At 67.9% G+C, this 25,952-nt stretch carries 31 protein-coding genes and 1 tRNA gene; 17 read left to right on the forward strand and 15 right to left on the reverse strand.

The genetic code is table 11. The annotated features are described in order from the left end of the window. The first annotated feature begins 11 nt into the window (after positions 1 to 11). Positions 12 to 278, forward strand: a complete 267-nt coding sequence (gene rpmA, locus KBY67_RS11255) for a 50S ribosomal protein L27 (protein WP_255111167.1) — start codon at positions 12 to 14, stop codon at positions 276 to 278. A gap of 63 nt (positions 279 to 341) precedes the next feature. Here the strand turns inward: rpmA and KBY67_RS11260 are convergent, their stop codons facing one another. Both KBY67_RS11260 and KBY67_RS11265 read right to left on the reverse strand, forming a co-directional pair. Then, positions 342 to 1,118: a class I SAM-dependent methyltransferase gene (locus tag KBY67_RS11260; protein WP_261350738.1), complete on the reverse strand. Its 777-nt coding sequence runs from the start codon at positions 1,116 to 1,118 to the stop codon at positions 342 to 344. Positions 1,119 to 1,168: 50 nt separating this feature from the next. Then, complete coding sequence (locus KBY67_RS11265; protein WP_255111135.1) at positions 1,169 to 1,924, reverse strand: queuosine precursor transporter; 756 nt, start codon at positions 1,922 to 1,924, stop codon at positions 1,169 to 1,171. 67 nt (positions 1,925 to 1,991) lie between these two features. On the opposite strand from KBY67_RS11265, the gene truB reads away from it, so the two are divergent. Both truB and KBY67_RS11275 read left to right on the forward strand, forming a co-directional pair. Beyond that, a complete protein-coding gene (truB, locus tag KBY67_RS11270) occupies positions 1,992 to 2,912 on the forward strand; it encodes a tRNA pseudouridine(55) synthase TruB (protein ID WP_255111136.1) in 921 nt (306 codons plus the stop codon). A gap of 26 nt (positions 2,913 to 2,938) precedes the next feature. Further along, entirely contained in the window at positions 2,939 to 3,712 is a 774-nt protein-coding gene (locus KBY67_RS11275) for a YebC/PmpR family DNA-binding transcriptional regulator (protein WP_255111137.1), read from the forward strand. A 4-nt stretch (positions 3,713 to 3,716) separates the two neighbouring features. Here the strand turns inward: KBY67_RS11275 and KBY67_RS11280 are convergent, their stop codons facing one another. Both KBY67_RS11280 and KBY67_RS11285 read right to left on the reverse strand, forming a co-directional pair. Continuing rightward, positions 3,717 to 4,490 carry a glucosamine-6-phosphate deaminase gene (locus tag KBY67_RS11280; protein ID WP_315855582.1) on the reverse strand — a complete coding sequence of 258 codons (774 nt, stop codon included), beginning with the start codon at positions 4,488 to 4,490 and terminating at the stop codon, positions 3,717 to 3,719. A gap of 53 nt (positions 4,491 to 4,543) precedes the next feature. Next, positions 4,544 to 5,929 (reverse strand): SpoIID/LytB domain-containing protein, encoded by a 1,386-nt coding sequence (locus KBY67_RS11285; protein ID WP_255111138.1) that lies wholly within the window; start codon positions 5,927 to 5,929, stop codon positions 4,544 to 4,546. A 113-nt stretch (positions 5,930 to 6,042) separates the two neighbouring features. On the opposite strand from KBY67_RS11285, the gene KBY67_RS11290 reads away from it, so the two are divergent. Together KBY67_RS11290 and psbV are read left to right on the forward strand one after the other, a co-directional pair. After that, on the forward strand, positions 6,043 to 7,005 hold the full coding sequence (locus KBY67_RS11290) for a ribonuclease Z (protein ID WP_255111139.1): 963 nt from the start codon (positions 6,043 to 6,045) through the stop codon (positions 7,003 to 7,005). Positions 7,006 to 7,122: 117 nt separating this feature from the next. Further along, entirely contained in the window at positions 7,123 to 7,665 is a 543-nt protein-coding gene (psbV, locus tag KBY67_RS11295; RefSeq protein WP_255111140.1) for a photosystem II cytochrome c-550, read from the forward strand. Between the two features lie 106 nt (positions 7,666 to 7,771). On the opposite strand, the gene KBY67_RS11300 is transcribed toward psbV, so the two are convergent. From KBY67_RS11300 to serA, 4 genes are all read right to left on the reverse strand, one after another. Beyond that, positions 7,772 to 8,155: a hypothetical protein gene (locus KBY67_RS11300; protein WP_255111141.1), complete on the reverse strand. Its 384-nt coding sequence runs from the start codon at positions 8,153 to 8,155 to the stop codon at positions 7,772 to 7,774. Positions 8,156 to 8,219: 64 nt separating this feature from the next. After that, positions 8,220 to 8,519 (reverse strand): ferredoxin, encoded by a 300-nt coding sequence (locus tag KBY67_RS11305; protein ID WP_006171932.1) that lies wholly within the window; start codon positions 8,517 to 8,519, stop codon positions 8,220 to 8,222. A 142-nt stretch (positions 8,520 to 8,661) separates the two neighbouring features. After that, positions 8,662 to 9,603, reverse strand: coding sequence for a 50S ribosomal protein L11 methyltransferase (gene prmA / locus KBY67_RS11310; protein ID WP_255111142.1), 942 nt, complete (start codon positions 9,601 to 9,603; stop codon positions 8,662 to 8,664). Positions 9,604 to 9,614: 11 nt separating this feature from the next. Continuing rightward, complete coding sequence (gene serA, locus KBY67_RS11315; protein ID WP_255111143.1) at positions 9,615 to 11,201, reverse strand: phosphoglycerate dehydrogenase; 1,587 nt, start codon at positions 11,199 to 11,201, stop codon at positions 9,615 to 9,617. A 124-nt stretch (positions 11,202 to 11,325) separates the two neighbouring features. Between serA and KBY67_RS11320 the strand changes: the two genes are divergently transcribed. The 4 genes from KBY67_RS11320 (at position 11,326) to murD (ending at position 14,216) form a co-directional block, all read left to right on the forward strand. Continuing rightward, positions 11,326 to 11,829 (forward strand): hypothetical protein, encoded by a 504-nt coding sequence (locus tag KBY67_RS11320; protein WP_255111144.1) that lies wholly within the window; start codon positions 11,326 to 11,328, stop codon positions 11,827 to 11,829. Beyond that, positions 11,826 to 12,620 (forward strand): photosystem II S4 domain protein, encoded by a 795-nt coding sequence (locus tag KBY67_RS11325; RefSeq protein WP_255111145.1) that lies wholly within the window; start codon positions 11,826 to 11,828, stop codon positions 12,618 to 12,620. Before KBY67_RS11320 ends, KBY67_RS11325 begins: the two co-directional genes overlap by 4 nt. A 105-nt stretch (positions 12,621 to 12,725) precedes the next feature. Further along, positions 12,726 to 12,797: transfer RNA gene (locus tag KBY67_RS11330), tRNA-Val, on the forward strand. Positions 12,798 to 12,824: 27 nt separating this feature from the next. Next, positions 12,825 to 14,216: a UDP-N-acetylmuramoyl-L-alanine--D-glutamate ligase gene (murD, locus tag KBY67_RS11335; RefSeq protein ID WP_255111146.1), complete on the forward strand. Its 1,392-nt coding sequence runs from the start codon at positions 12,825 to 12,827 to the stop codon at positions 14,214 to 14,216. 35 nt (positions 14,217 to 14,251) lie between these two features. Here murD and KBY67_RS11340 read toward each other — a convergent pair whose 3' ends face one another. Further along, a complete protein-coding gene (locus tag KBY67_RS11340; RefSeq protein ID WP_255111147.1) occupies positions 14,252 to 14,980 on the reverse strand; it encodes a hypothetical protein in 729 nt (242 codons plus the stop codon). Between the two features lie 145 nt (positions 14,981 to 15,125). Between KBY67_RS11340 and KBY67_RS11345 the strand changes: the two genes are divergently transcribed. Next, complete coding sequence (locus KBY67_RS11345; protein WP_255111148.1) at positions 15,126 to 15,587, forward strand: EVE domain-containing protein; 462 nt, start codon at positions 15,126 to 15,128, stop codon at positions 15,585 to 15,587. Then, positions 15,584 to 16,405 carry a hypothetical protein gene (locus KBY67_RS11350; protein WP_255111149.1) on the forward strand — a complete coding sequence of 274 codons (822 nt, stop codon included), beginning with the start codon at positions 15,584 to 15,586 and terminating at the stop codon, positions 16,403 to 16,405. Before KBY67_RS11345 ends, KBY67_RS11350 begins: the two co-directional genes overlap by 4 nt. Here the strand turns inward: KBY67_RS11350 and KBY67_RS11355 are convergent. The 3 genes from KBY67_RS11355 to KBY67_RS11365 form a co-directional block, all read right to left on the reverse strand. Next, positions 16,351 to 16,683, reverse strand: a complete 333-nt coding sequence (locus tag KBY67_RS11355; RefSeq protein ID WP_315855583.1) for a DUF2811 domain-containing protein — start codon at positions 16,681 to 16,683, stop codon at positions 16,351 to 16,353. The genes KBY67_RS11350 and KBY67_RS11355 overlap by 55 nt on opposite strands. A 344-nt stretch (positions 16,684 to 17,027) precedes the next feature. Beyond that, positions 17,028 to 17,405 carry a DUF1818 family protein gene (locus tag KBY67_RS11360; protein WP_255111150.1) on the reverse strand — a complete coding sequence of 126 codons (378 nt, stop codon included), beginning with the start codon at positions 17,403 to 17,405 and terminating at the stop codon, positions 17,028 to 17,030. A 3-nt stretch (positions 17,406 to 17,408) separates the two neighbouring features. Beyond that, complete coding sequence (locus KBY67_RS11365) at positions 17,409 to 17,639, reverse strand: DNA-directed RNA polymerase subunit omega (protein WP_185465054.1); 231 nt, start codon at positions 17,637 to 17,639, stop codon at positions 17,409 to 17,411. Positions 17,640 to 17,717: 78 nt separating this feature from the next. On the opposite strand from KBY67_RS11365, the gene KBY67_RS11370 reads away from it, so the two are divergent. From KBY67_RS11370 to KBY67_RS11380, 3 genes are all read left to right on the forward strand, one after another. After that, positions 17,718 to 19,301 (forward strand): Hsp70 family protein, encoded by a 1,584-nt coding sequence (locus tag KBY67_RS11370; RefSeq protein WP_255111151.1) that lies wholly within the window; start codon positions 17,718 to 17,720, stop codon positions 19,299 to 19,301. A 108-nt stretch (positions 19,302 to 19,409) separates the two neighbouring features. Further along, complete coding sequence (locus KBY67_RS11375) at positions 19,410 to 20,240, forward strand: hypothetical protein (RefSeq protein WP_255111152.1); 831 nt, start codon at positions 19,410 to 19,412, stop codon at positions 20,238 to 20,240. 70 nt (positions 20,241 to 20,310) lie between these two features. After that, positions 20,311 to 20,532, forward strand: a complete 222-nt coding sequence (locus KBY67_RS11380) for a ferredoxin-thioredoxin reductase variable chain (RefSeq protein ID WP_255111170.1) — start codon at positions 20,311 to 20,313, stop codon at positions 20,530 to 20,532. A gap of 5 nt (positions 20,533 to 20,537) precedes the next feature. Here KBY67_RS11380 and pyrR read toward each other — a convergent pair whose 3' ends face one another. Beyond that, the gene (gene pyrR, locus KBY67_RS11385) at positions 20,538 to 21,101 is read right to left on the reverse strand and encodes a bifunctional pyr operon transcriptional regulator/uracil phosphoribosyltransferase PyrR (RefSeq protein ID WP_255111153.1); all 564 of its coding nucleotides are present in this window, start codon (positions 21,099 to 21,101) and stop codon (positions 20,538 to 20,540) included. Between the two features lie 232 nt (positions 21,102 to 21,333). Here pyrR and gpmI point away from each other — a divergent pair, with 232 nt between their 5' ends. The 3 genes from gpmI (at position 21,334) to msrB (ending at position 23,719) form a co-directional block, all read left to right on the forward strand. Further along, positions 21,334 to 22,908, forward strand: a complete 1,575-nt coding sequence (gene gpmI / locus KBY67_RS11390) for a 2,3-bisphosphoglycerate-independent phosphoglycerate mutase (protein ID WP_255111154.1) — start codon at positions 21,334 to 21,336, stop codon at positions 22,906 to 22,908. A 21-nt stretch (positions 22,909 to 22,929) separates the two neighbouring features. After that, the gene (gene secG / locus KBY67_RS11395; RefSeq protein ID WP_255111156.1) at positions 22,930 to 23,160 is read left to right on the forward strand and encodes a preprotein translocase subunit SecG; all 231 of its coding nucleotides are present in this window, start codon (positions 22,930 to 22,932) and stop codon (positions 23,158 to 23,160) included. A gap of 79 nt (positions 23,161 to 23,239) precedes the next feature. Further along, complete coding sequence (msrB, locus tag KBY67_RS11400; protein ID WP_255111171.1) at positions 23,240 to 23,719, forward strand: peptide-methionine (R)-S-oxide reductase MsrB; 480 nt, start codon at positions 23,240 to 23,242, stop codon at positions 23,717 to 23,719. Between the two features lie 176 nt (positions 23,720 to 23,895). Here the strand turns inward: msrB and groL are convergent, their stop codons facing one another. Both groL and groES read right to left on the reverse strand, forming a co-directional pair. Next, positions 23,896 to 25,530: a chaperonin GroEL gene (groL, locus tag KBY67_RS11405; RefSeq protein ID WP_094554733.1), complete on the reverse strand. Its 1,635-nt coding sequence runs from the start codon at positions 25,528 to 25,530 to the stop codon at positions 23,896 to 23,898. Between the two features lie 98 nt (positions 25,531 to 25,628). Then, positions 25,629 to 25,940 carry a co-chaperone GroES gene (gene groES, locus KBY67_RS11410; protein ID WP_006171952.1) on the reverse strand — a complete coding sequence of 104 codons (312 nt, stop codon included), beginning with the start codon at positions 25,938 to 25,940 and terminating at the stop codon, positions 25,629 to 25,631. Positions 25,941 to 25,952: the final 12 nt, after the last annotated feature.

A 25,952-nucleotide genomic window follows, 5' to 3' on the forward strand; every position in this document is an offset into this window, starting at 1 on the left:
CCCCACCCCCCATGGCCCACAAGAAAGGCACAGGCTCCACACGCAACGGACGCGACTCCAATTCCAAGCGACTCGGCGTCAAGCGCTATGGCGGTGAGACCGTCACGGCCGGCTCCATCCTCGTGCGCCAGCGGGGCACCTCGGTGATGCCTGGCGTCAACGTCGGTCGCGGCTCCGATGACACCCTCTTCGCCCTGGTGCCGGGAGTGGTGAGCTTCGAGTCGATCAAGCGTGGTCTGCGGGCCCGCAAGCGCATCCACGTGGCTGCAGCGGCCTGAGCCCAGGGAGACCAGACCAGGGGGAGGTGAGCCTCTACCTGGTCTGGTCAATCCATCCACTGGTCAATCCATCAACCGGTAGGCCCGGGTGGTGATCAGCAGCGGGTGAAAGACCTCCAGAAAGCGGCTCTGCAGGGTGCGAAAGAAGCGCTCCACCAGGGCCGGATCATCGAAGTGAAAGGGATATTCCCCGGCAAAGCCCTGGAAGAAATACCAGTTGAGCAGGGCTGTTGCCCCTGGGTCCATGCGGGCGGCGAACTGCTCCAGTTGAGCGGCCGGATCACTGAGATGCTCCAGCACATCCAGGCAGACCACCGTGTCGAAATGCCTGGGCAAGACTGAATCACTGAGGTCGCGGCACACCGTCAATCGATCGCTGAGCCCAAAGCGAGCGGCCCGCTCGGCCACGAAGGCGCGGTTGTGGGGATTGAGGTCCACGAACCAGACCCGCTCCACTGCCGCCATTGACGCCGCCGCCAGGGCGTGGGTGCCAATGCCGCCACCGAAATCCAGCACGTGGCCGCAAGCGAAGCGGGCCTGCAGACGCAGGGTGTCGGCGATGTAGTCCGCACTGCCCAGGTGCCAGGCGGCCAGCTCCAGCAGGTGGCCGGTGCCCACGGTCTGCTCGTAGAACGCCTCCACCCGCTGGGGATCGAAGCCCACAGCACCGGGATGCAGCGAGGCCAGATCCGCGCAACTCCGCGGCAGGCGCTGCTCCAGCTGCTCGGCGCTGAGACCCAGATAGGAGGCCAGCTGCTGACGCAGGCCAAAAGCATCGCCAAGAAAGTTCTCCACCTCCGGGGTCGCCGCTGGGCCAGGCACGGCCACGGGACTGGACAGGGGGCTCACACCGTCAGGCAAACCGGTTCGTTACTGGGACTGATGTCAGGCTACGGCGGTCCCTGATCCTCCAGTTCCACGCCGGCACCGGGCACCTCCAGCCAGCGGCGCAGCCAGGCCACCAGCAGATAAAAAGGCAGGGTGTCGAGCAAGGCCGCCACCAGCTTGAACAGGTAGCCGCTGGCGATGAAGCTTCCCAGCTGGGGCAGCACCGCCTGCTCGGCCCGCAGGGGCAGCACGTGGGCGGCGTAGTGGCTGATCAGCACCACCGCCGTGGTGTCCACCAGCTGGCTGATCAAGGTGGACCCGTTGTTACGCAACCACAGGGCCCGGCCGCCGCTGAGACGCTTCCAGAAATGAAACAGCCGCACGTCAGTGAACTGGGCGGCCAGGTAAGCCACCATCGAAGCCCCCACCGCCCCGAAGGCCAGGGTTCGCATCTCATAGAACAGGGGCAGCCGCTCCCCCGCCAGGGCCAGCGGCAGCCCAGCACTGCCGCCATGGCCATCGAGGCCCGGCAGGATTCCCCCCAGCCAGAGGATCAGCACGATCCAGCCATTGAGCAGCAGCCCCACCCACACCAACTGACTGGCCCGCCGCTCCCCCCAGATCTCACTGATCAGGTCGGTGCAGAGGAAGGTGATCGGGTAAGGCAGGGCCCCCACCGCCACCACGATCGGCCAGCCCGCGATCGAGCCAAGGGTGAGAAAGCGGGTGAGGCCAAGGATGTTGAGCATGCCCATCGTGCCCAGGAACAGGCCGGCCAGCACGAGAAAAGCCAGGTCACGGCGCTGCTGCAGGGTCACGGGCGACAAGCGAAACGGGCGTTCGCCCCAGCCTGCCGGCCCCGGCCCCGGATGCAACAGTGCCCCCATGACCACCCCCGGCAGCCACCCCAGCGCCCACCAGCCCCAGGCGCCGTGCGGGTTCCTGATCCTCGACAAGCCGGCCGGCCTCACCTCCCACGACTGTGTGGCGCGGGTGCGCCGCCGTTACGGGCTCAAGCGTGTGGGCCATGGCGGCACCCTCGATCCGGCCGTGACCGGCGTGCTGCCCCTGGCACTGGGGTCGGCCACCCGGCTACTGCCCTACCTCGATGGGGCCAAGGCCTACCGGGGAGTGATCCAGCTGGGCCTTTCAACCGACAGCGACGACCTCAGCGGCAGCGTTCTGCAGCGCCGGCCGCTGCCGCCCCTCAGCCGGGAGCTGCTGGAGGCGGCCCTGGCCCCCTTCTGCGGTCCCATCCTGCAGCGACCGCCGCAGGTGTCGGCCGTGCACGTGCAGGGAGAGCGGGCCTATGCCAGGGCCCGCCGCGGCGAGCACTCGGAGCTGCAGGAGCGCGCCGTCACGATCGAGCGGCTGGAGCTGCTGAGCTGGGATCCCAGCTCAGGGCGACTGGAGCTGGAGCTACGCTGCAGCGCCGGCACCTACGTCCGCTCCCTGGCCAGGGACCTGGGTGAGGCCCTCGGCTGCGGCGGGGCCCTGGCCGAGCTGCGTCGCACCGAAGCCCTGGGTTTCCCCCTCAGCGCCGCGGTCCGCTTCGAGGAGCTGGAAGCCGAGCCGCCGCCGCCGCCCCTGGCTCCCCTGCTGGCCCTGGGTCACTACCCCAGCGTCAGCCTGGAGCCCGCCGATCTGGTGAGCTGGCGCTGCGGCCGGTGTCTGGTCGGCCCCGAGCACCTGGAGAAGGACCAGGTGGTGGTGATGCTGGATCCGGATGGCAACCTGGCAGGGATGGCCAGGGCCACTCCAGACGGCTGGCTTCAGCCCAGGCTGGTGCTGGAGGCCACTGGCTGATCCAACCCATCCTCGATCGATCCCCCATGGCCGGCCACAGCAAGTGGGCCCAGATCAAACGTCAGAAAGCCGTGGTCGATGCCCGGCGGGGGGTGGTCTTCACCCGCCTAGGGCGGGAGGTGACGGTGGCGGCTCGCAACGGCGCTGATCCAGCCGGCAATTTCCAGCTGCGCACCGCCATCGACAAGGCCAAGGCCGCCGGCATGCCAAGCGCCAACATCGAGCGGGCCATCGCCAAGGGATCCGGCCAGGGCGGCGGCGAGGCCGATCAGTTCGAGGCGGTCCGCTACGAGGGCTACGGCCCCGGCGGGGTCGCGGTACTGGTGGAGTGCTTCACCGACAACCGCAATCGCACCGTCGCCGACCTGCGCCTGGCCTTCAGCAAGCAGGGGGGAAACCTGGGGGAGAGCGGCTGCGTCGGGTACCTCTTCGAGCAGCAGGGGGTCGTGCGGCTGGAGCCGCCGCTGCCCGGTGAAGAGGCCCTGCTGGAGAGTCTGCTGAGCCTGGAGGAACAGGGTGGTCCGCCGGTGCTGAGCTACAGCCTGGAGGGGGAGAACGCCGAGGTGTTCTGTGCCTACTCCCAGCTGGAGGCCCTGCAGCACCAGCTGAGGCAGCAGGGCTGGCCCGTGCACGACTGGGAGTTGCGCTGGATGTCGTCCACCCCCTGCCGGCTGGAGTGCGAGGAGCAGCTGCGCCGCTGCCTGCGCATGCTCGATGCCCTCGAGGAACTCGATGACGTGCGCAGCCTCACCTCCAACCTGGAGGCCGACGCCGAGCTGCTGGATGCGGTGATGGGCTGAACACTCAGCCCCCCATGGCTGCGCGATCCACGAACAGACGCAAGCCCGGATGGCCCTGCAGCCAGCTGGCCGGCAGCGAGGGCGCCGGGGGCTCACTCAGCAGTCGCGCCAGGATGCCGGCCTTGGTGGAACCACTCACCACCAGCAGGATGCGCTCGGCCCCGAGGATCTGCTCCAGGCCCAGGGTGATGGCCCCGGCTGGCACCCGGCCTGGATCCCCGCCGAAGGCCGCCGCGTTCTGGTGGCGGGTTGCGGCGCTGAGGCGGAGGCTGCGGCTGGGGGCATCGGGGCCGCAGGGGGGCTCGTTGAAGCCCACATGGCCGTTGCTGCCCAGCCCCAGCAGCTGCAGGCCAATCCCTCCGGCTGCCGCCACGGCTTTGGCATAGCGACTGGCCTCGGCGGCCGGATTCGCCGCGAGGCCATCGGGGAGCTGCAGCCGTGCGGACTTCAGGCTCAGGGGAGTGACAAGACGGCAGGCCATCTCCGCGGCAAACGAGCCCGGTTGCGCCGGCCCCAGCCCCACGTATTCATCGAGGTTGAAGCTGCGCCAGCGCTCTCGGATGGCCGTGAGCTGCTCGGCCGGCAGGGCCAGCAGCCGTACCACCAGGGCGTCGTAAACGGGCTCCATGGTGCGGCCGGTGGCCAAACCCAGGGGGCGCTTCAACCCGTCGCTGAGCTCCTGGTGCAACAGTTCAGCGACACGCCCGGCCAGGGTCGATGGATGGTCGAAGCACTCGAAGCGGCCGGCCAACCAGGCGGGAAGAGCAGACGAGGGCACCGGAGGCGGGCGTGGTGATCAGCTGATCCGCCGCTGCAGCCGCGGATCGATACTCAGGAGCCTCGCCCGGCGACGGCTCCTTGCGCCAGGGGGCCGGAGCCGGCCCGCAGCGGTTGCACCTCAACACCGCGGTAGTAGTGCTGCAGGATCTGATCGAATCGGCGGCCCTGCCGAGCGAGGGCATAGGCCCCCCACTGGCTCATGCCCACCCCGTGACCGAAGCCGCGGCCCACGGCGATGATCACCGGCGAGGGCGGAGCCAGGGGGCGCGACGGGGGCGGCGAGAGCAGGGAACCCAGCCCCACCGGCAGCGGCGTGGCGCCTGAGAGGGCCGGGGCATTGAAGCTGAAGGGGGCGGCCTCGAAACGCACCAGGGTGCTGCGCAACCCCAGCCGGCTGCGCAGCTGAGCACCGGTGAGCACCACGGCTCCACTCGGTCCGATCACCCGTGCCTGGCGCACCCGGCCGCTGCCCGTGGTGGAGAGCACATCAATGCGGCTGACACCACCGATCTCGGCAAAGGCGCCGGCCAGCATCTGGGGGGAGAGGGTCTTCTCCCAGCGGGCCACGGGGCTGGAGTCGTCATAGTCGGGGACGCTCACCAGGTAGGGCAGCTGGCGCGACCAGAGATCACCGCTGTTCTCGGTGCTGCCCCCGCTGCTGCTGTGGAAGACGGCATTGATCAAGCTGTTGCCGTGCATCAGCACCAGGCCCTGGGTGCTGCGCACCGCCTCACGGGTGGAGGCGGTTTCCGCCTCGAGGCCCTTGTAGGCCTGGCTGATGACTGTGGCGTGCAGATCAAAGGGGGCCGAGGGTTTGCGCTGGCGCAGGGCATAGGTACGCGCCGCCACGGCCTGGGCCCGCAGGGCCTCCAGGGGCCAGCTGGCGGGCATCTCACTGCCCACCACGCTGGGCAGATAGGTTTCCAGCTCGATGACGTTGATGGCCCGCAGCTTCGCGGCTTCCACCTTCACCTGCAGCCGGCCCCTGTAGCGGCGACTCTCGATCTGCAGGCTGGCGAAGCCAGCCGAATCGGGCAGGGGCTCCAGCCAGAGCTCGCTGAGGCTGAGGCTGCCGGAGCTGCCCTGGGTCACCGCCGAGGGTTGGGCCTGAATCCGGCCACCCACCTGGCTGAGGGCGAGGGTGGCACCAGCGGGCATCCTCAGCAGCTCCCCACCCCTGGCATCGCGCAGGCGCAGGCCGCTGCTGCCCGCCACCCGGATCGACGGCAGGTCCAGCAGCAGCACCCGCAGCTGGGGATTGATGGAGCGGCTGGCCAGCAGGGGTTGGAGTCTGCCGGCGGCCACCACATCCTCGGCCTCGTCCTGGGCCACCGCTGGGGCAGCCGCCAGCAGCCCTGACCCCAGCAGCAGCGCCTGGGGCAGCAGGGCCGCGACCAGGGCCAGGGAGCGGATCCGAGCGGTCTTGGGAACAGCCATCAACAGCGGCAGCCATGCAACGTGCGCGCCATTGTGACCAGCACATCCCCGAGTCGCCAGAGCCACCCTGGACAGAGCCTGACGTGGCAGCATGCGCCAAAGGGTCAGCTGGAGTGCAAGTCACCTTCCTGGGCACCAGTTCGGGTGTACCCACCCGTTCCCGCAATGTCTCAGCGGTGGCCCTGCGCCTGCCCCAGCGGGCCGAGCTCTGGCTGTTCGACTGCGGCGAGGGAACCCAGCACCAGTTCCTGCGCAGTGAGCTGAGGGTGTCGCAGCTGCGGCGCATCTTCATCACCCATATGCACGGCGACCACGTCTTCGGCTTGCCGGGCCTGCTGGCCAGCCTCGGGCTTGCCGGGGCCTGCAGCGGCGTCGATCTCTACGGCCCCGATCCCCTGCGCGACTACCTCGAGGGCGTGCTGCGCACTTCCTCGACGCGAATCAGCTACCCCCTGCGCACCCACCGGGTGCACAGGGCCGCCCACGAAGGAACGGTGCTGCTCGACGACGACGACCTGCTGGTGCGCTGCACCCCGCTCACCCACCGCATCCCGGCCTACGCCTACCGGGTGGATCAGAAGCCCCGGGCCGGTCGCTTCGACATCGAAAAGGCGCGCGAGCTGGGCATCCCAGCGGGGCCGATCTATGCCGAGCTCAAGGCCGGTCGGGAGGTGTGCCTCGCCGACGGACGGATCATCCGCGGCGAAAGCCTCTGCGGCCCCGATCGCCCAGGCGCCAGCGTGGTGTACTGCACCGACACGGTGTTCAGTGAAGCGGCGGTGGAGCTGGCCCGCGGAGCCGATCTGCTCATCCACGAATCCACCTTCGCCCACAACGAGGCGGAGATGGCCTTCCAGCGCCAGCACTCCACCAGCACCATGGCCGCGCAGACAGCGGCGCTGGCAGGGGTGAAACAACTGGTGCTCACCCACCTCAGTCCGCGCTACGTGGCCGGCAACAGCGTCACCCCCGACGACCTAGTGAACGAAGCCCGGGCGATCTTCCCGAACACCCTCGTGGCCAAGGACTTTCTCAGCCTGGAGGTGAGCGCCGCAGGCGATGGCCAGGCCACCTGAGGAGCCGCCGGGCAACGGTGATCGCTGCAACAGTTCTTGATTCCCGGCCAGCGGGCCCTTTGCCCGTGATACAAGGTCTCAGGTGCGGTGCCTACCGCCTTTTCGCCGGCTCCCTTCATGGCCTCTTTCCTTCCCACTGCCCTTCGGGCGGTTGTCCGGGCCCTTCGGGCGGTTGCCCGGACCCTGGTGGTTCTGCCCCTGGCGCTTCTGCTCAGTCTTGGCTTCTGCGTGACGGCCGCCCAAGCCGCCCAATGGGACACCGCCACCCTCACGGTGCCCGGTGACCCTGACGGCAACCTGGTCACCTTCAGCGAAGCGGAGATCAAGGGGGGCCGCAAGCTCTTCAACGACAGCTGCGGCACCTGCCACGCCGGCGGCGTCACTAAGACCAACTACAACGTGGGTCTCGATCCTGAGACCCTCTCTCTGGCCACCCCCTCGCGTGACTCGGTCGAGGCCCTGGTGGACTTCATCAAGGACCCCACCTCCTACGACGGCGAGTTCAGCATCTCCGACGTGCACCCGAGCATGCGCAGCAGCGATGTGTTCGTGAAGATGCGCGACCTCGACGATGACGACCTGCGGGTGATCGCCGGTTACATCCTGGTGGCCCCGAAGGTGAGCGGCACCCAGTGGGGCGGCGGCAAGGTCTACTTCTGAATCCGACTGGCTGAAGCCAGCTCCTCCTCCATGCCGTGGTCCCTCCCCTGGGCCCACGGCTTTCTGCTGGGTCCTCTCAGGGCCACGGCCAGCGATCGACTCAGCCTCAGGCCGCCTGCGCCAGATCGGGGGGACTCACATTGGCGGCATCCATGGTGCCAGGCTGCTTGCTATACCACCACTCCTGCAAGGCCGGGGAGAGGCGCTGGGGGAAGAGGGTGAGCACGGTGCAGGTGGGTCTGGCGCCGGGCTGCAGCAGCTCCACGGCGTAGGAGGGGCAACGTCTGGAGGCCAGGTCGGCCACGAAGCGCCGGCCGATGCGACGCCAGCTGGGCTCCTTGCTGCGCCAGGCCAGGCGACAGCAGGGCCAGGGCAGCTCATCGCGATCGAACAGGCGACAGCAAGGACCCAGCACCCGGAAGCTGTACTGGCCACCCGGGCTGCAGTGCTCACTGCCGGGCTCCATCAGGGTATCCACCAACGCGGGCATGAAAAAGCCACCCCGAAGGGTGGCAGAGATGGGATCTGGATTCAAGCCATGCCAGACCTGAGGCTCAATAGAGCTCTTCTTCGGCGTGGGTCTTGATGGTGCAGTCGGAGGTGGGGTAAGCCACGCAGGTCAGCACGAAGCCTGCTTCGATCTGGTCGTCGTCGAGGAAGCTCTGGTCCGACTGGTCGACGGTGCCGGTGGTGAGCTTGCCGGCGCAGGTGGAGCAGGCGCCAGCGCGGCAGGAGTAAGGCAGGTCGATGCCCTGCTCCTCGGCGGCATCAAGGATGTACTGATCGTCGGGAACCTCGATGGTCTTGTTGAGTCCCTCGCTCTCGTTGATGAGGGTGACCTTGTAGGAAGCCATGGAAAGGATTGGGGCTCACAGACTCCTGAGTGCTCAGGGCCTGTAGGACCGAACCGTCCTACATCGGACCGGGCCGATGTCGGCGTTCCTGGCGGCGCAGCCCCGGAAGCCCAATCAAAGGGTGAGCACGCATAAGCGTGATTTATGCGACATCTACGGGGATCACAGCCCGGCACCACTGGATCTGCAGCAGTCCCCAGACGCCCTGGGAGGCCACCAGCTCGGCTCTCCAGCCCTCCAGAGCCAGCAGCCGGCAGAGCTCCTCGGCCTGGTCCACCAGCAGGCCGCTGAGCAGGCCAACGCCGGCTGGTGCCAGCAGGGAGCGGAACTGGCCGGCCAGTTCGGCGATCACCGGCGCAAGGATGTTGCAGAGCAGCAGATCGGCCGGTCCGGCCTCCCCCAGCAGGACCGCCAGCTCCAGGGCCGATCCCTCCACCACCTGCAACGGCCCACCGGGCCGCACGGGAGAGCCGTTGAGCTCAGCGTTGCTGGTCGTGGCCCGCACCGCCAGTGGGTCGGTGTCGGCCGCGGCCACGCAGCGGGCCCCCAGGCGCAGGGCACCGAGGCCGAGGATGCCACTGCCGCAGCCCAGATCGGCCACCCGCTGATCAATCGGCGCCAGCCGCTCCATCGCTTCAAGGCAGAGGCGGGTGGTCGGATGACTGCCGGTGCCGAAGGCGCTGCCGGGATCGATCCGGATGAGCTCACGGCCGGCGTACTCCACCGGCGGCTCCAGCCAGGCGGGCAGGATCAGCAGGCGCTCGCCCACCGGATCGGGCTGCCAGTGGCGCTTCCAGCTGAGGCTCCAGTCCTCCTCGTCCTGCAGCGCCCAGGTCAGGGGGGGCAGGTCGATGGCGAAGGGCTCGGTGAGGCGCTGCAGCTCCTCGGCCAGCCGCAACCGCTCCGGCTGGGGCCAGTCGACCTCCGGCAGCCAGGCCACCAGCTGATGCTCCCTGGGCTGATCAGGGCTGAACTGGATGGCCACCCGGCGGATGCCGAGGGAGGGCAGCTTCCAGAGCAGCGATTCCTCCAGCTCGGGAGGAGCCTCCATCTCCAGACGCCACCAGCGGGGAGCCGGGGACATTGCAGCGGCGCTCAGAGCGTGACCGGATGGGCTTCCTGGATGCCATTGATCTCGTGGATCGAGATCAGCAGGCTGGGGGGGATCGGATCGTCGAGGCTGAGCACCATCACCGCATCGCCGCGGACGATGCGGCGGCCCACCTGCATCGAGGCGATGTTGACGTTGTGCTCGCCCAGCAGCGAGCCGATGTTGCCGATGATCCCGGGCATGTCGCGGTGGCGGGTGATCAGCATGTGCCGGGTGGGCATCACGTTGACGGGGAACTCATCGATGGTGGTGATGCGCAGGTCGCCGTCGGCGAACACCGCTCCGGTGACGCTGTGGCTGCCCTGGCCGCCGCGGCAGGTCAGCTGCAGCGAGCCTCCGGCGAAGTCACGGCTGGCGTCGTCCTTGACCTCCAGCACGTGGATGCCGCGGCTGCGGGCTTCGATGCCGGCATTGACATAGTTGATGCGATCGCCGAGGGCGCTGGAGAGCAGGCCCTTGAGGGCGGCCACCACCAGCGGCTGGGAGGGATGGTGGGCGAATTCGCCCTGGAGCCGCACCTCCAGGTCTTGGATCGAGCCCCCAGCCAGCTGACTGAGCAGCAGCCCGAGGGTCTCGGCCAGCTGCAGGTGGGGCTTGAGCCGCTCCATCACCTCCGGGGTCAGACCGGGGATGTTCACGGCGCTGCGGGCGGGCAGCCCCAGCAGCACGTCGCGGATCTGTTCGGCCACATCGACCGACACGTTCTCCTGGGCTTCCTCGGTGGAGGCACCCAGGTGGGGGGTGAGGATCAGGCGGTCATTCACCCGGCGCAGGGGGGAGTCGGCCTCCAAGGGCTCGTTGCCATAGACATCGAGGGCAGCGCCGGCGATGGTGCCGGAGCTGACGGCCTCGGCCAGTGCCTTCTCATCGACGATGCCTCCGCGGGCACAGTTGACCAGCCGCGCCGTGGACTTCATCGTCGCCAGCAGCTCCGCGTTCACCAGGTTCTCGGTGTCGGGGGTGCGGGGCAGGTGCAGGCTGATGAAATCGGCTTCGGCGAAGAGCGGACCGATCGCCATCAGGCGAACCTGCAGCACCTGGGCGCGCTCGGCTGAGATGTAGGGGTCGTAGGCCAGCACCTCCATGCCCATGGCCTTGGCGACGCGGGCCACGTGGGAGCCGATCTTGCCCAGCCCCACCACGCCCAGCTTTTTCTTATAGAGCTCATTGCCGACGTACTTCTTGCGCTCCCAGCCGCCAGCCATGGTGCTGACGTGGGCCTGGGGCACGTGGCGGGAGAGGGCCAGCATCATCGCCAGCGCATGCTCGGCGGCCGCAATCGTGTTGCCCTCCGGCGAGTTCACCACCAGCACGCCCCGTTGGGTGGCGGCCTCCACATCGACGTTGTCGACACCGACGCCGGCGCGGCCGATGATTTTCAAGCGAGTGGCGGCCTCGATGATGGCGGCGGTCACCTGGGTGCCGGAGCGGATCATCAGGGCGTCGTAGTCGCCGATGATCTGCAGCAGCTGCTCCGGGGCCAGCCCCGTTCGCACATCCACCTGGGCCACCTGGGAGAGGATGTCGATACCCGTCTGGTCGATGGGATCAGAAACCAGAACCTTTGTCATGACCCGGGGCACAGAGAGAGGTGGTCTGGAGAATTCCAGACGCTGCCGGGGGTGAAGTGTAGTGAGCGGTGGCCACGACACCCCCCCACCAACGCCGAGAATCAGGCCTTTAGGGCGCTCGGTCTTGGGACTGTCGGTGGTGGTGGTGATGAAGGACCGGCGCAAGCTGCAGCGGTTGCGCGATCAGCTCACTGAACTCCGGCCCGCCCCGAGGGTGCTGATGGCCCTTGGGGAAGGGGAGGCCAGCATCAATTCCGTCGAGATGCTCAATCCGGCTCTGGCCCGGCAGAGGCGGCAGCGCAGCATGGTGCGCTGGCTGATGCCGTTCGGCTTCTTCGCTGGACTGATGTTCACCTTCATCACCGACCTTCACACCTTTTCCTTCGCCGGCACCTACGGCGAACCCGTGATCGGCGGACTCCTGGGCATGGGCTCCGGCTGGATGGGCAGCTACGCCGCAGCCGCCAGCGTCCGCTCCGAGGCCGACGACCGCATCCGCAGCCTGCGCAACCGCCTGGAGGAAGGCAGCTGGCTGCTGCTGGTGGAGAGCAGCCCTGGGCAGGAGATTCCCTGGCTGATGATTCAGCAGTCCGGTCCCCAGGCGGTGGTGCGCCTGGGCGAAGGATGAGCCGCACGCCCCCCGGCGCCGAGCTGCTGCGCGGCAGCCACGATCCTGACGCCCTCGGACCGCTGATCGCCCTGGCCGAGCAGGCCCTGCGCGACTGGCAGCCCCACTGGTCGGGGTTCCTCTCCGCTGTGGTCCGGGAGGAGGCGATGGAGCGCCTCGGCAGCCTCAGCGAGCTGCAGCTGGAGGCCGAGGGCGGCAGGCCCCAGGCCGAACGCTGCCGGCTGCTGCTGCAGCGCCACGACCTGGCAGATGGCTCTCCCTCCCCAGCGGCGCCCCTGGCGGGGCTGGAGGTCAGCGGCAACTTTCTCTTTGATCCAGCCGAGCCTGGCGATGTGCGCAGCGCCCTGCTGGCCGCCGGTGCCCTCGACGGGGAGCTGGGCGATCTCTGGCTGCGCGGCGACCGGGGCGCCCAGGTGATCGTGGCCCCCGAGCTGGCCAACCGCCTGGGGGGGGGCAAGGCCGTGGTGCGCAGCGTGGAGGTGGTGCTGGAGGCCAGGGACCTGGATCAACTGCAGCCGCCCACCAGGCCCCAGCCCCGTCAGCTGGCCACGGTGGAGGCATCCCTGCGCCTGGATGCGGTGGCCTCGGCGGGGTTCGGCCTCTCCCGCAGCCGCATGGCCGAACTGGTGCGCAGCGGCGCCACCCGCGTGAACTGGCAGCCGGTGACCACCCCCAGCCGTGACCTCAGAGCCGGGGACCGCATCCAGCTGGACAACCGCGGCGAGCTGACGGTGCTCTCGATCCAGGCCACCAAGCGCCAGCGCTGGCGGCTGGAACTTCAACGCCACTGAGAGGCGGCAGGGCCGACTGCTAAGTTGCCTGCTTCAATCCTGATGGCACCGAAAAGGAGCCAACCTCTCAGGATCGTATCGACGGAACTTCCAGGTTCCGAACCCGGGCGATTAGCTCAGAGGTAGAGCACTACCTTGACACGGTAGGAGTCACTGGTTCGATTCCAGTATCGCCCACTGAATCCTCTGCCCCAGGAGTTCAGAATGCCCAGCTCGTCACACCCCCTGGCGGTGGTGATCGGTCTGGGGCGTTCTGGCAGCGGCGCAGCCCGCCTTCTGCAGGCCAGCGGCCAGCGGGTGCTGGTGCTGGAGAGCCGCCGCACCCCGGAGCTGGAGCAGCAAGCCACCGCCCTGCGCGCCGCGGGGGTGGAGGTGCAGCTGGGGCGATCCCTGAACGATGAGTGCTTCAGCCAGCTCCAGCCAGGCTGTGACCGGGTGGTGGTGAGCCCAGGCATCCGCTGGGATCATCCGGTGCTAGAGGCCCTGAGGGATCGGGGCGTGGGGGTCTGCGGCGAGATGTCGGTGGCCTGGGAGGCCAGTGGCGCCATCCCCTGGATCGGCATCACCGGCACCAACGGCAAGACCACCGTCACCCATCTGCTCAGTCATCTGCTCAACCACGCCGGGCTCGATGCACCGATGGTGGGCAATGTCGGGATCTCGGCCGCCGAATTGCTGCTGGAGCGCCAAGGCCCCGCGGCCAGCCCACCCGACTGGCTGGTGGTGGAGCTGAGCAGCTACCAGATCGAAGCGTCGGCGGAGCTGGCACCACGCCTGGGCCTCTGGACCACCCTCACACCCGACCATCTGGAGCGGCACGGAACGCTGGAGGCCTACCGGGCGATCAAGCGCAGCCTGCTGGAGAACTGCAGCGAGCAACTGCTCAATGGCGATGACGCCGACCTGCGCGCCCATGCCGGTAGCTGGGGGCGGGCCAGCTGGGTCACCGCCGGCGGCCGTGATCAGCTGGGTGCCGGCCTTCAGCCCAGTCTCTGGATCGACGACGGGGTGGTGACGGCAGCCTCAGGGCCGCTGTTCCCGGCCACCGCCCTGGGCCTGCCCGGGGCCCACAACCGTCAGAACCTGGTGCTGGCCGCCGCAGCCGCCCTCAGGCTGGGGCTGGAGCCGGCTGTGATCGAGGCCGCCCTGCGCAGCTTCCCCGGGGTGCCCCATCGCCTTGAGCAGATCCGCCTGTTGGATGGCGTGCGCTGGTTCAACGACAGCAAGGCCACTAACTATGACGCCGCCGAGGTGGGCCTCACGGCCGTGGAGGGGCCGGTGGTGGTGCTGGCTGGGGGTGAGATCAAGCAGGGTGATCCCGGGGCCTGGCTTCGGGCCCTCGGGCAGCAGGCAGCCGCTGTGGTGCTGTTCGGCGCGGCCCGGCAGGCCTTCGCCGAGCTGCTGAGCGGCAGCGGCTATGGGGGCACGGTGCAGCTGGTGGAAGGCCAGGCCCAGGCCGTGCCCCTGGCCCGGCAGCTGGCCCACCGCCTCGGCTGCCCCACGGTTCTGCTCTCACCGGCCTGCGCCAGCTTTGATCAATACGAGGATTTCGAAGCCCGTGGCGACCATTTCCGCGCCTTGGTTGACGCCCTCTGAACGTCCCCAGGACGCGGGACGTTCCACCCCTGCGTTCACAACAGCCCAGTGCTGGCCTCCTCACGGGGCGAGAGGGGTGCACCGATCTCCCAGGCGGCCAGATACTGCTGGATGAAGATCGCCGCTAGGGGAACGGTCAGCAGTACAGGCAGCAGGCAGAACAGGGCCGAAATGGCGATCAGCAAGGCCGAGAGCAACTCGTAGCCCACCAGTCCCCAGCTGTGGGAGTTGGTGAAGAGATCGTTGAAACAGGCCCGGAAGGCGGGCCAGAGCGGCTCCTCAGTGGTGAACACCCGCCGCACGTAGATGGGGGTGAGCGCCATCACGATCAGGCCTGGAATCACGCACAGCAGAATGCCAAGCCCGGTGGCGACGGAAACCAGCAACCCTGCCAGCACGTAGCGGCGGGGGTTGGCGCGCAGCAGGGCCAGGCTCTCCCGGTAGTTCAGATGATGTCCCGTGGCGAACCAGAGGGCCGGCAGGGCGGAGATCATCACCCCCAGCAGGCCCCCCACCACCTGATAGAGGAGCGTGAAGGGCAGGTTCAGCGCCGACGCCACCAGCTGGGTGACGCTCTCGCGCAGATCAGCCGAGACACCGCCCGTCACCGCGGTGGCGATCAAGGTGGTGAGCAAGCTGATGACCACCGAGACCACCGCCAGCCCGATCACCGTGAGCTGTAAGGACAGATAGCTGCGCCAGTGGGTCTCAAATAGGTTCCAGGCCGACTGGAGGGTGGGTTTCGGTGCTGCTGAAGGGCCCATGACAATCCTCTCGGCAGGTTGCTCCTGATGCTGTCTAGGCCAGAGCGGGCCTAAGGGGACGCTCCAGCCAATTCAACCGACACAAACCCGCTCGATACAATCAAGCTTCCCTGACCCAACGGCCCTGCAGGGCTCCCCAGGCGAGATGGCGTACTGGTTGATGAAAAGTGAGCCAGATGTGTTTGGCATCAGCCATCTCGAGCGCGACGGCAGCACCCTCTGGGATGGCATCCGCAATTACCAGGCGCGCAATTTCATGCGCAGCATGACGGTCGGTGATCAGGCTTTTTTCTACCACTCCAACACCAAGCCCCCCGGCATCATCGGTCTGATGGAGGTGATCGAAACGGGGCTGATCGATCCCAGCCAGTTCGATCCGGCCTCGAACTACTTCGATGCGGCCTCCAGCCGCGAAGTCCCCCGCTGGGACTGCGTGCGCCTCGCCCACCGGCGCACCTATCCCCAGCTGCTCAGCCTGGAGGCATTGCGCAGCACCTTTGATGAGCAGGAGCTGCCGGTGGTGCGCCGGGGCAATCGCCTCTCGATCCTGCCGGTGCCCGAGGCCACGGCCCTGCGGCTGCTGGAGTTGCTGGATCCCGGCCGATGAACTCGGAGCCCCGAGGACCCGGGGCCCGGCTGGCGGATGGAGCTCGCGAGGCCATGGCCGCGATCCAGGCCATGCGGGGCTGGTTGAGGCAGGGACGCAGGGCTTACGGGCAAGCCCCCTGGCTGTTCAGTGGCTTCACGCTGATGGGCAGCAGCACCCAACTGCTGGGCCAATCGTTGCAGAACTGGGCCAGTGATGCCCTGGCGGTGGGGGAGGAACCCGTGGCGATCTCGATGGCCCTGATGCTGGCCGGGTTGCTGCTGAGCGTGGGAAGCCTTCTCTGGCTGAATGTGGGGCTGCTGCGGGGGGCCTGGATTGCCCTGGGCGGGCGACCGCCCCGGTTGGCCGAACTGGTGCGCTGGCAGACCGCCGCCATGGGCCGACTGCTGGCGGTGGCGCTGCTGCTGCTGCTGCTGAACCTGCTGATCGTCGCCACGGCCGGACTGGCGGCCGGTCTGGTGAGCCTGGTTCACCCGCTGCTGGCTGTGGTGCCCCTACTGATCGGCACCACCCTGCTGGGGGGCCTGTTCGTGACGCAGATCTTCCAACTGCCGCTGGCCGTGGCCGCTGGCCTCTCGCCCGTGGCCACGTTCCGCCACGGCCGGACCCTGATGCCCTCCCATGGCTGGCAGCTGCTGGCCCTGAGCCTCAGCCTCAGCCTGATCGTCCTGCTGCCCTTGGGACTGGCCCTGCTGATCGCCTGGCCCCTGGCCGCGGGATGGCTGGTGGCCTGGCCCCTGGCCCTCTGCAGCCTGACGGCGGCCTACCAGGAGATCGTTGGCGCCGAAGACCGGACAGGCCTGGCAGGCGCCGCCTGATCGGGCTGCTGTTCGCCCGCCCGCTGGAACATGTTGGCCACATAGCAGCGAGTGACCGCCCTGCTCTGGACTCCGTTCTGCACCAGAAAGCCCGCCAGCGCCGCCTGGATCAGGCGGTATTGATCCCAGTGGGGGTGGGCATCGATGAACTGAGCCATCGAGCTGAGCAGCGCTTCGGGCACATCGGCGCGGAAACTCACCACCCCGGTATCCGGTTCGGCCAGAGCGCTCTGGGCGGCCGCGGCGACGGAAGCGGTCATGACCGGGGCGAGGTCCATGGACAGGGGGAGCTGGTGATGTCCTCCAGTTCTCCACAGCGCCGGGGCCGCGTCAACTCGGGGGCCCGGCCGGAGGAGCCGCTGCTCCCAACCCTGAGACTGGCTGCGGCGCAGGAGCTCGGCCGGCCCGCAGCGCCGGCGGCAGCGGGCGATAAAGTCGAACCAGGGGCCTGTCAAGGGGAAAGTCCAGCGGAGCCGGGTTCTCCCCAGACCCCTGCCGCCAGAGGCCCTGCGGCCACTGAACCTGTGGAAAACCTGTGCAAAAGACCGGGGCCCTGGCCACGCCCCTGGGGAAGGGAGCGGCAATCAGCAGTGCTGATCGCCCGCCAATCCCGCCGCCGGTCTCACAGGGGCAGGGGCTCCAGGGCCCGCACCAGCCCAAGGCCTGCGCCCGGCGCCCAGGCGCCTTCCCAGCCCCGCAGCCCCGCAGCAGGCAGAAGAATGCAGCGCAACCCCCACTGGCTCGGGTTGCCATCAAGGCCCAGCCACCAGCCGCCACACTCCAGCTCAAGGCTGATCAATTCCTCCTCCATCAGCTGATCGGCGATGGCCTCCAGCTGATCCAGCAGGCTGAGCAGGCCAGCACGCAGACGCGAGGCCTCAGCGGCCGTGAGCTCCACCGCCCAGTCGGCTCCACCGATCAGCAGGGGGAAGGGGACCTTCGACGGATCCCAGACCAGCCTCCAACTCTCGGTTTCAGCGCTGTACCCGCTGGGGGTCAAGGATCAGCCGGGAAGGAGGTCGGGCTGGTCCTGCTCATCGCTGAGCTCCACGATCGCCCGCTGCACGGGCTTGACCATCGAGTCTTCGAGCAGGCCATCGAAATCATCGAAGCGACGCTGCTTGGCGCGGAAGGCGATGCGAACCGTGGTGAGGTAACGGTTGCTCGACTGACCGATCAGACTTTCAGCCCGCTGGGCCAGTTCCTTGGGATGAACAGTGGGACCGGTGTACATCGAAACGAACCCATTTCAGTCAGCTTAGGTCAGCCACTCTCTGGGCCACTGCCCCGCATCCATGACTGCCCCGCACCCATGGCCGTGACAGGCACCCTGGCGATCGACCTGGGCAGCAGCACCACGGTGCTGGCCTTTCAGCCCAGCGCCGGCGGCCCGCCGGAATTGCTGGCCATTCCGCCCTACAGCAGCGACGATCCCTGCGTGGTTCCCAGCCTGATCTGGCTGGCAAGCCCCCAGAGCGTCCAGCCCCTGATCGGCCGCCAGGTGCTCGATGCGGGCCTGGCCGCCAGCGGCGGCGGCGGCCTCTGCCGCGACTTCAAACGCCGGATCGGTGCCCTCGCTGGCGAGGCCGGTCCGGCGGCGGCGGCGCCGGGCGGCGGCGGCGAGCCGCTGACCCCTGAGCAGGCCGGCAGCCTGCTGATCACCCGCCTGTGGCAGGCCCTGCCCGCAGGCGTTGAGCCCACCCGGCTGGTGCTCACCGCCCCGATCGAGGGGTACCGGGGCTACCGCCAGTGGCTGCAGCAACTCAGCAGCCTGATCCCCGTGCAGGAGGTGGCCCTAGTGGATGAGCCCACCGCGGCCGCCATCGGCGCGGGCCTGCCGGCGGGCAGCCGGGTGCTGGTGGTGGACCTGGGGGGCGGCACGATTGATCTCTCGCTCGTGGCCCTCCAGGGCGGCGAGGGACGGGCAGCGCCGATCGCCCAGTTGCTGCGCTTCGGCGGCCGGGACCTCGATGGTGGCCGCCAGGCTTTGCGCTGCGCCGAGGTGATCGGCAAGGCCGGCAGCGCCCTCGGCGGGCGCGACATCGACCGCTGGATCGCGGCGAGCCTTGCCCCGGACCTGGGGGACGACCCCGGCCTGCTGGAGATCAGCGAGCGGCTCAAGTGCGGCCTGAGCGAGGCCGAGGAGGTGACGACCGTCTGGAGCGCTGCCGGAGCCCCCAGCCGCGCCCTGCGCCTTGATCGCCTCCAGCTCGATCGGATCCTGCGTGAGCGGGGGCTGCTGCAGCTGCTCGACGACCTGCTGGAGCGGGTGCTGGCGGCGGCGCGGGCCAAGGGACTGGACCACGACCAGATCGATGCGGTGCTGCCGGTGGGGGGCACCAGCCGCCTGCCCAGCATCCGCCACTGGCTGGCGGAGCGCTGCGGCTCCATCCCCGTGCGCGACCAGCGGCCGGTGGAGGCAGTGGCCCTCGGCGCCCTCGCCCTCACCCCGGGGGTGCGGCTCAAGGACGTGCTGGCCCGGGGGGTGTCGCTGCGCTGCTGGGATCAGCGCGGCGGGGAACACCGCTGGCATCCCCTCTTTCTGGCTGGCCAGAGCTGGCCCACCGACCAGCCCCTGGAGATGGTGCTCTGCTGCAGCCGCGATGGGCAGCGAAGCCTGGAGCTGGTGCTCGGGGAGCCGATCGAGGAGGACCGCAGTGAGGTGGTCTTCATCGACGGGCTGCCCCAGGTGCGGCGACGGCCCGCTGGCGAGGCCAGAACACAGCTGTGGGGCTGCCAGCCCGCGCCCGTGACCCTCGATCCCCCCGGCAGCTGCGGCCTCGACCGGCTGCGGCTGCGCTTCAGCATCGACGCCGATGGGCAGTTGCTGCTGGAGAGCGAAGATCTGCTCAGTGGCAGCCTCAACGCCGCTCGGGTGCTCGGTGCGGTGCGCTGAAGCTGCTCCATGGTGCCAGTGGCAGTGGACGAAGCGGGGGCTGCCCCCTGTTGACGTTTCCTGGGCCCCTGCGTTCATAGAACGGAGACTTAGAATTTAGATCAGCACTTGGCCATCCGCCGCCACAGGCTTCCGCGCTTCTGGCTGGCTCTCACCCTCGGCCTGGTGGCCACCGGAGTGGGCGGCGCTTGGTGGTGGGAATCGCAATTGCCGCGCCGGCTGGAGCAGGCCGCCAACGAGGGGCGCTTCGACGACTGCATCCGCTACAGCGATCAGCTGGCCTCCCTGCGCTGGTTGAGCGGGCGCTCACCGGCGGAGCAGGGCCGCTGCCGACGGGCCAAGGCTGAACAGCTCTGGCGGCAGCAGAAGCCCGAGGAAGCCCTGAAGCTGCAACTGTTGCTGGCCAATTCCGTGGCGGGAACCGAGGCCGACCGGCAGCAGCTGCTGGCCTGGCAGCAGGACCTCAAGGACCGGGCCCTGGCCCGCTTCCAGCAGGGCGACCTGGAGGGGGCCTTAGCTCTGCTCAAGCCCATGGGCGAGCATCACCGGCCCGACGGCTCTGCCTTGGGTGACAACCTGCGGGAGTTCTGGGCGCGCAACCAGCTGCAGCAGGAGCGGGCCGTGAAGTTCGTTTCTGAGAAGCGCTGGTGGGAGGCCCTTGATGCCCTCAACCGCATCGATCACCCCTGGTGGACCACCGCCACAGGCCCCCTGCGGGAGCAGGTGGACCAGGCGATCGCCGGGCTGAAGAGCAAGGAACAGGAGCACCACAGCCACGGCGATCAACCGATCGACAGCGTGCCGATCGCCAGTCTTGATGCCGCCGTGCAACGCCAGCTGACCACGGGCGTCGACGAGTGGACCGCCTTCACCAAGGCCTGCGCCGAGCTGGGCGGCCGGGTGGTTGAGTCGGGTCCTGAGACCACCTGCCGCCGCTGAAGGCCCCCCGGCGCCAGCCTCCACCCTGGGGCCCATGACAGGATTGATCTATCCACTGGGTCCCCAGCACATGAAGGCCGGAGAACAGGTCCAGGTCAGCCAGAGCGTGGTCGTTTACACCCACCCGGAGCACCGCGGCAAGGCCTTTGATCTTCTCGGACAGCAGGGCGAGGTGCTGCAGGTGCTCGACGACTGGAAGGGCAAGCCCATCAGCCCGACCCTGCCGGTGATCGTGGCCTTCGGACGCTTCCGCGCCCACTTCCGCCCCGACGAGCTAGAGGCGGTGGGCTGAGGGGCCTAGCCGGGACGAATCAGGAACACGCCGTCTTCGCCGTCGGTCTGGCGCAGGCAGAGCTGAATCGACTCTTGGCGGTTGGTGGGCACCAGGCGGCCACAGAAATCGGGCTGAATCGGCAGCTCCCGGTGGCCACGGTCCACCATCACCAGCAGCCGCACGAGATCAGGACGCCCCCAGGTGTGCAGGGCCTCCAGCGCCGCCCGCACCGTGCGGCCGGTGAAGATCACGTCATCCACCAGAACCAGTTGGCGCCCTTCGATGTCGGAGGGCAGCTGGGTGGCCTCCACCAGGCGGGTGCCCACCCGCTCAAGGTCATCGCGGTGGAAGGTGGGATCAAGGCTGCCCTGGTCGATCGGGTGACCGCAGAGCTCCTGCAGTTGCTCGGCCAGCACCCGGGCCAGGGCCACCCCCCGGGTGGGGATGCCCAGCAGCAGCAACTGGCGACTGTCGATCACTCCTTCGAGCACCTGGGAGGCCAGGCGGCGCACTGTGCGGGCGAGATCGTCGGCGGAGAGGATCTCCAGTCGCCGCTGATCGGGTGACGGTGCCGTGGAAGTGTTCACAAGGAACGGAAGTTGGTCGTTCCATCGTATGGACGCAAGAATGTTGCCAAAAGCTGACGACCCCATTTCGCGGCCTGGATCATCGACCTTCAGGAGTAACTTGGCCTCAGAAGACGCTTGAATGACCATTCGGGAAGTCAGGGTGAGCGCAAGTCCCAGCTTCGGATCTCCAACCCTTCCCTCCGGTCGGGAATCAGCTTCGGGTCGGTTGCGGGACGGAGCGATTCCCCCCGTGGTGCTGACCATCCTTGATGGCTGGGGCTTTCGTGAGGAGGCAAGGCATAACGCTATCCAGGGGGCGAGCACGCCGGTGATGGATGCCCTCTGGGAGGCCTATCCCCACACCCTGATCCAGGCCAGCGGCGGAGAGGTGGGTCTGCCCGACGGCCAGATGGGCAATTCCGAGGTGGGCCATCTCACGATCGGCTCCGGCCGGATCATCCGTCAGGAGCTGGTGCGGATCGGCAAGGCCGTGCGCGACGGCAGCCTGGCGGCCAATCCGTCCATCAACGAGCTGGCGGACCGGCTGCTGCGCGATGGCGGCACCCTGCATCTGCTCGGACTGGGCTCCGATGGCGGCGTTCACAGCCACATTGACCACCTCGGTGGGCTGCTGCAGTGGGCCGCCGGCCGAGGCCTCAGCGACATCTGCCTGCATGTGATCACCGACGGACGCGATACGCCCCCTCAGAGCGCCATCTCCTACCTGGAGTCCATCGCAGCCCAGGTGGAGGCCGCCGGGGTCGGCCGGATCAGCACCATCTGCGGCCGCTACTGGGCCATGGACCGCGACAACCGCTGGGAGCGCACCGAAAAGGCCTACCGCCTGCTGAGCGAGGAGGGCGAGATCAGTTCCCTCTCCTTCCAGGAGGCGATCGAAGCGGCCTACGCCGACGGCATCAACGACGAATTCCTGGAACCCCTGCGGCTGGCACCCGGCGTCCTCAAGCCTGGCGATGGGTTGATCTGTTTCAACTTCAGGCCCGATCGGGTGCGCCAGCTGATCCGCTCCCTGGTGCTCGACGACTTCGACCAGTTTGAGCGCCAGCGCATCAGCCCCCTCCATGTGGTCACCTTCACCCAATACGAACTGGGCCTGCCCGTGGCGGTGGCGTTTCCGCCGGAATCCCTCGATGGCCTGCTCGGTCAGGTGGTCTCCGCCCACGGACTGCGCCAGCTGCGCACGGCCGAAACCGAGAAGTATCCCCACGTCACTTACTTCCTCAACGGCGGCATCGAACAGCCTTTCCCCGGTGAAGATCGCCACCTAGTTCCATCCCCGCGCGTCGCCACCTACGACCAGGCCCCGGCCATGTCTGCCGACCAGCTCACCGACAACTGCATCTCCGCCCTCAACAAAGGCGTGTATTCCCTGGTGGTGATCAACTATGCCAACCCGGACATGGTGGGCCACACCGGCCGGATGGACGCCACCCAGCAGGCCATCGCCACCGTGGACCACTGCGTCGGTCGCCTGGTGGAGGCCACCAATCGCCTGGGCGGCACCCTGCTGATCACCGCCGACCACGGCAATGCCGAGTTGATGGAAGGGGAAGATGGACGCCCCTGGACCGCCCACACCACCAACCCGGTGCCGGTGATCTTGGTGGAAGGCGAAAAGCGCAAGCTTGGAGGCCATGGTGCCGCTCCCCAGCTGCGCCAGGGTGGCGGCCTGGCCGACATCGCACCCACCCTGCTGCAGATCCTGGGGCTGCCCCAGCCTGCGAGCATGACGGGCACCTCCCTCGTGGAACCCCTGAACCTGATCAGCCCCCCGGCCACCTTCGCCGCCGCCGTGAAGGTCTGAGCCGTTCGTTAGGTTGGCTGCATGCTCACCACTGTTCTGTCCTGGATCTGGTCGGCCATCGGCCTGTTGCTGATCGGTAGCGTGCTCCTGCACAGCCCCAAGGGCGATGGCATGGGAGGCCTGGCCAGCAGTGGCGGCTCCATGTTCAGCAGCGCCCGCAGCGCCGAGGACACCCTCAACCGCATCAGCTGGACGCTGCTGGGCCTGTTCCTCGCCCTGGCCGTGGTGCTCAGTGCCGGCTGGTTGCGCTGAGGCGACTGAGGCGGCCTGTTCCGCACAGCTCTCTAGCGAGCTCGCTTTCCCTTCGTCTCCGTTCCCGCCTGTGGATCCGATCAAACGCCGCGGACTGCTCTCCTCCCTGGCCGTGGTGCTGGGCGCGGTCTGGGGTGGTGCCAGAGCCGAGGCGGCGTCCAAAGCCGCCGATCCCAGCTGGCAGCTCAGTGACAGTGAATGGCGCAAGCGTCTGAGTCCCGCCGCCTACAACGTGCTGCGGCGCGAAGGAACTGAACGCCCATTCAGCAGCCCCCTCAACAGCGAGAAGCGCCAGGGAACCTTCCTGTGCGCCGGCTGCCGCCTGCCCCTGTTCAGCTCCTCGGCGAAATTCGAGAGCGGCACCGGCTGGCCCAGCTTCTTTCAGCCCCTGCCTGGTGGGATCGTCACCAAAACCGACTTCAAATTGCTGGTGCCCCGCACCGAATACCACTGCCGCCGCTGCGGCGGCCACCAGGGTCACGTCTTCAACGATGGGCCCCGGCCCACAGGCAAGCGCTACTGCAACAACGGCGTGGCCCTCGACTTCAAGGCCGGCTGAAGAGACCCGCCCACGGCGGGATCGACCCAGGCCCAGAGCCTCCGGATCAAGACAGCATCGATCGCCGCCCTGTACAGGACAAAACCTGAACAGCACAAAAAAAGAGGGGGGCTATGCCCCCCTCTGCCGGGATCGATCCGGATGGCGGAGCGGATTGAGCGCTCCGCCGCTGGGGATCAGTAGTCGAAGTCGCCGCCCATGCCGCCGCCGCCTGCGGGAGCTGCTTCCTTCTTCTCGGGCAGGTCGGCCACGATGCACTCGGTGGTGAGCACCATGCCTGCGATCGAAGCTGCATTCTGCAGGCCCGAACGGGTCACCTTGGCAGGGTCCACGATGCCGGCAGCCAGCATGTCGACATACTCGCCGGTGGCGGCGTTGTAACCCTCGTTGAAGGGCATGCCCTTGACGTGCTCAGCCACGACGGCGCCATTGACGCCGGCGTTCTGGGCAATGCGCATCAGGGGAGCGGTGAGGGCGGAGGCCACGATCGTGGCGCCGATCAGCTCTTCGCCGGTGAGGTTGGCGGCCGCCCACTCTTCCAGGGCCGGAGCCAGGTGAGCCAAGGTGGTGCCACCACCAGGAACGATGCCTTCCTCAACAGCCGCCTTGGTGGCGTTGATGGCGTCTTCCAGGCGCAGCTTCTTGTCCTTCATCTCGGTCTCGGTGGCGGCACCCACCTTGACCACGGCCACACCGCCGCTCAGCTTGGCCAGACGCTCCTGAAGCTTCTCCTTGTCGTAGGAGGAGTCGGTTTCGTCCATCTGCTTGCGGATCTGCTCGCAGCGGGCCTTCACTGCCGCCTCGTTGCCTTCGGCGACGATGGTGGTTGTGTCCTTGTTGATGGTGATGCGGCGGGCGGTGCCCAGCATCTCCAGCTTGGTGTTCTCCAGCTTGAGGCCGGCGTCCTCGGTGATCAGCTGACCGTTGGTGAGGACGGCGATGTCCTCGAGCATGGCCTTGCGGCGGTCACCGAAGCCAGGAGCCTTGACTGCGGCTACGTTGAGCACGCCGCGCAGGCGGTTTACCACCAGGGTGGCCAGGGCTTCCTTCTCGATGTCCTCGGCGATGATCAGCAGGGGCTTGCCGGTCCGGGCGATCTGCTCGAGCACGGGCACCAGGTCCTGCACAAGGCCGATCTTCTTGTCGGTGAGCAGGATGTAGGGCTCCTCGAGCACCGCTTCCATCCGCTCGGTGTCGGTGGCGAAGTAGGGCGAGATGTAGCCCTTGTCGAAGCGCATGCCCTCGGTGACCTCCAGCTCGGTGGTCATCGATTTCCCTTCTTCCAGGGAGATGACGCCCTCCTTGCCCACTTTGTCCATCGCATCGGCGATCATGCGGCCGACTTCTTCGTCGTTGCCGGCGGAGATGGTGCCCACCTGGGCGATGGCGTTGGAGTCGGAGATCGGCTTGGCATGCTCCTCAATCTTCTTGACGAGGAAGTCGGAGGCCTTGTCGATGCCCTTCTTGAGGGTGATGGCGTTGGCGCCGGCGGCCACGTTGCGCAGGCCCGCCTTGACCATGGCGTGGGCCAGGACGGTGGCGGTGGTGGTGCCGTCACCGGCGGCGTCGTTGGTCTTGGAGGCGGCCTGACGGATCAGGGCCACACCGGTGTTCTCGATGTGGTCTTCGAGTTCGATCTCCTTGGCGATCGTGACGCCGTCGTTGATGATCTGGGGGGCGCCGAATTTCTTCTCGAGCACCACGTTGCGGCCTTTGGGACCGAGGGTGACGGCGACGGCCTCAGCCAGGATGTCGATGCCTTTTTCGAGGGCCCTGCGGGCGTTCTCGTTGTAGATGATGCGCTTGGCCATGGAGAAATGATCTCTTTACTAATGGGACGAGGATGAATTGAAGGGGAATCAGATCTCCGAAGGTTGGAGAATCTGACATCACCGATCAACAAGGGTGCTCAGTTGACGATTGCGAGGATGTCTTTCTCGGAGAGGAGAACGAACTCGTTGCCGCCGAGCTTGATGTCGGTGCCGGCGTACTTGCTGTACAGAACCTTGTCGCCCACACTCACTTCGGGAGCCTGGCGGGTCCCGTCGTCACTGCGCTTGCCGGGGCCGACCTGCACCACCTCACCCACCTGGGGCTTTTCCTGGGCGGTGTCAGGCAGAAGGATGCCTCCAGCCGTCTTTTCGTCCGAATCGGACACCTTAATGAAAACGCGGTCTCCAAGGGGTTTGACCGTGGAAACGCTCAGAGAAACAGCAGCCATGAATCCATGCAA

This window comes from Synechococcus sp. RedBA-s, from assembly GCF_024345495.1.
In the GTDB taxonomy this organism is placed as follows: Bacteria; Cyanobacteriota; Cyanobacteriia; order PCC-6307; family Cyanobiaceae; genus Regnicoccus_A.